The 4,595-nt window shown below is 71.6% G+C and carries 4 protein-coding genes; all 4 read left to right on the top strand.

Translation table 11 applies throughout. The features are described from left to right. A partial coding sequence (locus tag HUW62_RS45905) for a HEAT repeat domain-containing protein (RefSeq protein ID WP_176438043.1) occupies positions 1-1,473 on the top strand: 1,473 nt, incomplete at its 5' end. A 10-nt stretch (positions 1,474-1,483) separates the two neighbouring features. Beyond that, the gene (locus tag HUW62_RS45900) at positions 1,484-2,305 is read left to right on the top strand and encodes a protein-glutamate O-methyltransferase CheR (protein WP_163870013.1); all 822 of its coding nucleotides are present in this window, start codon (positions 1,484-1,486) and stop codon (positions 2,303-2,305) included. Beyond that, positions 2,302-3,351 carry a chemotaxis-specific protein-glutamate methyltransferase CheB gene (gene cheB / locus HUW62_RS45895; protein ID WP_176438042.1) on the top strand — a complete coding sequence of 350 codons (1,050 nt, stop codon included), beginning with the start codon at positions 2,302-2,304 and terminating at the stop codon, positions 3,349-3,351. Before HUW62_RS45900 ends, cheB begins: the two co-directional genes overlap by 4 nt. A 126-nt stretch (positions 3,352-3,477) precedes the next feature. Then, entirely contained in the window at positions 3,478-4,443 is a 966-nt protein-coding gene (locus HUW62_RS45890) for a fatty acid desaturase (RefSeq protein ID WP_176438041.1), read from the top strand. Positions 4,444-4,595 lie beyond the last annotated feature (152 nt).

The following is a 4,595-nucleotide window of genomic DNA, read 5'->3' as shown; positions in this document are numbered from 1 at the left end:
GGCCAGGACGCGGCGGCGGGCCTCTTGCGGCTGTTGGACGGGCCGGACCCGACGGTGGCGCGCGCGGCGGCGAGCGCCCTGGCGGAGCTGGGGGCGGACGCGGACGAGCAGATTCTCCAGGCGCTCCAGGATGGAGACAGCGCCCGGCGCCGGGTGTTGCTGCCCCTGGTGGGGCGCCGCGCTTCGGCCGTGCCGGAGGTGATGGCGTGTCTGGAGGACCGGGAGGCGTCCGTGCGCGCGCTGGCGGCGGACACGCTGTCTCGCATCGGCGACACGTCCGCGGTGCCCGTCCTCTTCCAGCGCCTCACCGACGACGACGCGCGCGTGGTGCAGGCCGCCACGGGCGCCATCCAGTCCCTGGGCAGCGAGCAGACGGAGGCCCTGGCGCTCCAGGCGGCGCGCTCTCCGGACGCGCGTCTGCGCCGCGCGGCGCTGCGCATCATCTCCTACTTCGGCTATGCCCGAGGCCTGGAGGTGCTGCTGTCGGCCATGCGCGACTCGGACGAGCGGCTGCGCGACGCGGCCATCTACGGCCTGCCCTTCATCGAGGACCCGCGCGCGGTGGACGCGCTGTTGATGGCGGCCACCCACGAGTCGGAGCGCACGCGAGCCGCGGCCATGCGCGCGCTGGGGCAGACGGAGAAGGAGGCGCGCATCACCTCCACGCTGCTCGGCGGCCTCAACGACCGCGACCCGTGGGTGCGCTACTACGCGTGCCAGTCGCTGGGGAAGCTCAACGAGGAGGCCGCCGCTGACGCGATTGTCGCGCTGGCGGACGACGACGCGGGGCAGGTGCGCGTGGCGGTGGTGGACGCGCTGGCGCACATGCACACGGAGAGCGCGATGACGGCGCTGCGGCGCGCGGCGGCCAGCACCGACGCGGACGTGCGGCGCGCCGCGCTCCTGGGGTTGGGCGTGGCGCGGCGCCAGGACGCGCTGCCGGTGTTGCTGGAGGCCTCGTCGTCCGAGGACTCCGCCACGCGCCTGGTCGCGCTGTCCGCCGTGGCCGAGTACGAGGCCCCGGAGACGCTGCCCGCGCTCCTGCACGCGGCCAGTGACAGGGACGACAGCGTGCGCAGCGCGGCGGTGGGCTTCCTGGCCACGCGCCCGGGCGTCCCCGCCACCCAGGCCCTGGTGTCGCTCCTGGGGGACATGACGGTGCGCGAGCGGGTGGTGAGCGCGCTGGCGCTGCCCATGGAGGGCCGGCTGCCGGGGCTGCTCACCGCGCTGGATGTGGCGGACGAGGTGACGGCGCCCTTGCTGGTGGCGGCCCTGGCGCGCATGCGTCGGGCGGACGCGCGCGCCGCGCTCCTTCAAGTCCTGGAGACCTCCAGCGCCTCGGCCCGCCGCGCCGCCGTGCCCGCGGTGAGCGCGCTGGGGACCCTGGAGTCCCGCGACGCGCTGGAGCGGGCCTCCCTGCGTGACGAGGACCCGGAGGTCCGGCGGGCCTGTCTCGTGGCCCTGGGGAAGTGACAAGGACTTCATGCCTTCCCTGCCGATGTCCCCCCAGGTCTTCGCCATCCTCGCCGCGCTCATCGAGCAGCGCGCGGGGCTGCATTACGCGGCGGAGGACCGGGAGCTGCTGTCCGACAAGGTGTCCGACCGGGCGCTGGAGGCGGGCTTCGACTCGCTGCTCGACTACTACTACTTCCTCCGGTACGACCCGGAGGGTTCGGCCGCGCTGGATTCCCTGGTGGACTCGCTGCTCGTGCACGAGACGTATTTCTTCCGGGAGCCGCTGCCCTTGTCGGTGCTGGTGGACGACGTGCTCGCGCCCCGGGTTCGCGCCGGCCAGAAGCCCCGGGTGTGGTGCGCGGCGTGCTCCACCGGCGAGGAGCCCCTGACGCTGGCGATGATGCTGGCGGACCGGGGGCTGCTCTCCGGCGTGGAGCTGCTGGCCAGTGACTTGAGCACCCGGGCCCTGGAGCGGGCTCGCACCGGCGAGCACAACCTGCGCGCCACGCGCGCGCTGCCGCCCGGGGTGGAGGGGCGCTGGCTGGAGCAGGTGGCCGGCCGGGTACGCCCCAAGCAGGAGCTGGTGGACGCGGTGGAGTGGCGCCGCATCAACCTGATGGAGGACGCGGTGGTGGCGAAGCTGGGGCAGTTCGACGCCATCCTCTGCCGCAATGTCCTCATCTACTTCAAGGACGAGACGGCGCGCCGGGTGGTGGCGTCGCTCACCCAGGCGCTGAAGCCCGGAGGCCAGCTGGTGGTGGGCACCTCCGAGTCGCTGTTGCGTTTCGGCACCGCGCTCTCCTGTGAGGAGCGGCGCGGCGTCTTCTTCTATGGCAAGGCGGGCGGATGACGGTGGTGGCTCCCATTCGCGTGTTGGTGGTGGACGACTCGGCGTTCGCGCGCAAGGTGCTGCGCCAGGTGCTCTCCAACGCGCAGGGCATCGAGGTGGTGGACACCGCGCGTGACGGCCTGGACGCGCTGGAGAAGGTGTCGGAGCTCAAGCCCGACGTCCTCACGTTGGACCTGGTCATGCCGGGCCTGGACGGGCTCGGCGTGCTGCGGGCCCTGGACACCCTGCCGGACGCGCCGCGCGTCGTGGTGGTGAGCAGCGCGGGCGAGGAGAGCGAGCTGGCGGTGTCCGCCCTCCAGGCCGGCGCGGTGGACCTGGTGCACAAGCCCTCCGCGCTCGCCACGGACCGGCTCTACGAGCTGGGCGCGGAGCTGGTGGAGAAGGTGCGCACCGCCGCGCGCGTGTCCCATCGCCCGGCGCGCCCGCCGTCGTCCAGCTCGCCCCCCGCGGCGTCCGCATTGGCCGTGACGGGGCCGGCGCGCAACCTGGTGGTGGTGGGCACGTCCACCGGTGGCCCCCAGGCCCTCACGCGCCTCTTGTCGATGGTGCCCGCGGACTTCCCCGCGCCCATGGCGCTCGCGCTGCACATCCCCCCCGGCTACACGGAGGCGGTGGCGCGCCGGCTGGACGCGCTGTGCCCGCTGGAGGTGCGCGAGGCCGAGGATGGCCTGGAGCTGCGCCCCGGCCGCGTCGTGCTCGCGCGCGCGGGCCAGCACCTCAAAATCGAGCGGCACGGCGCCCTCACCTTGGGCCGCGTGGACCGACATCCGGTGCAGATGCCGCACCACCCCTCCGTGGACGTCCTCTTCGAGAGCGCGGCCCGCACGTGGGGCAAGGACACGGTGGGACTGGTGCTCACCGGCATGGGCGACGACGGGCGGGAGGGCTCGCGCGCCATCCGGGCCGCGGGCGGCACCATCCTCACCGAGTCGGAGTCCTCCTGTGTCGTCTACGGCATGCCTCGCGCCGTCGACGAAGCGGGCCTCGCCACCGCCAGCGCGCCCCTGGATGGGATGATGGCGCTGCTGCTCGCTCAGCTCCGCTGACTCCGGGAAAACCGGGTGGGGGCGCCGTCGCCCGCACCCCTACATGGTGGGGGAGGGGGCGGCCTTGCCCTGGAGCCGGAGCGATAGTTTTGGTTCTGCACGGACGCGTCAGGCAGACTGCCGCCCATGCTCCGTTACCGCGCCGACATTCGAACCCTCCTCTGGTGCCTGGCGATGGCCGTGGTGGCCCTCTCGATGTACGCGGCCCCCGCGCTCATCCCCTACCTCTGCCCGCTCGCGTGCTACCTGGCGCTGTCCGCGGGCGTCATCGCCCATAACCACAACCACTGCCCCACCTTCCGCAACCGGAAGATGAACGAGGCGATGGGCATGTGGCTGTCGTTGTTCTACGGCTACCCCACCTTCGTGTGGATTCCGACGCACAACCTCAACCACCACAAGTTCGTCAACAAGGCGGGCGACGCCACCATCACCTGGCGCTACTCGAAGAAGCACAACTTCCTCGTCGCCTTCCTCTTCCCCTTCGTCTCCACGTACTGGCAGCAGGAGCCGACGAAGGCCTTCATCGAGAAGGCGCGCACGCGCAACCGCGCCCTGTTCCGGCAAATCGTCCTCCAGTACATCGTCTGGGGCGGCACGCACGCGGCGCTCGTCGGGCTGGCGATTTATCTGCACGGAATCGCGGGCGGCCTGCGCATCTGGGCCTTCGCGTTCCTGATTCCGGCCTTCTTCTCGCTGTGGACCATCATGTTCTTCAACTACATCCAGCACGTCCACTCGGACCCCTGGAGCGAGCACGACCACAGCCGCAGCTTCACCGGCCGCCTCATCAACTTCTTCCTCTTCAACAACGGCCTGCACGCGGTCCACCACGAGACGCCGGGCCTGCACTGGAGCCTCCTGCCCGAGGCCCACGCCAAAATCGCCGCGGACATCGACCCGGAGCTCAAGCCCGTCAGCTTCTTCGGCTGGTGCTTCCGCTCCTACGTCATGGCGCCCTTCTTCCCCCGCTTCGGAACCAGGCAGGTGGGCCGCGCCCCGTATGACCCGCCCGCGGGCGGCAAGGTCGACGTGTCCTTCGGCGACGAGCTGCAGGCGGTGGACTCCGGAGTGAACGTCGCGCGCGTCTGACGCACCCGCACACGTGTGCGGCCTGTGTGTGTCTTTGTCTTGTATTCCCCATCTCTCCCTGGAATCGGTCCAGGGGGAGTATTCGCCATGTGGCTGATTCTCGTATCTCGCGGTCAGAGGTACGGGCGGGCTGCTGCCTCTTATACACATCT

This window comes from Myxococcus sp. AM011 (genome assembly GCF_013372595.1).
Classification (GTDB): Bacteria; Myxococcota; Myxococcia; order Myxococcales; family Myxococcaceae; genus Myxococcus; species Myxococcus eversor.
This window is presented reverse-complemented; position numbering and strand designations above follow the sequence as displayed.

Excerpts from the sequence above, each read along its gene's own strand:
- HUW62_RS45900 (WP_163870013.1), top strand. The coding sequence starts at position 1,484 with ATGCCTTCCCTGCCGATGTCCCCCCAGGTCTTCGCCATCCTCGCCGCG.
- cheB (WP_176438042.1), top strand. The coding sequence starts at position 2,302 with ATGACGGTGGTGGCTCCCATTCGCGTGTTGGTGGTGGACGACTCGGCG.
- HUW62_RS45890 (WP_176438041.1), top strand. The coding sequence starts at position 3,478 with ATGCTCCGTTACCGCGCCGACATTCGAACCCTCCTCTGGTGCCTGGCG.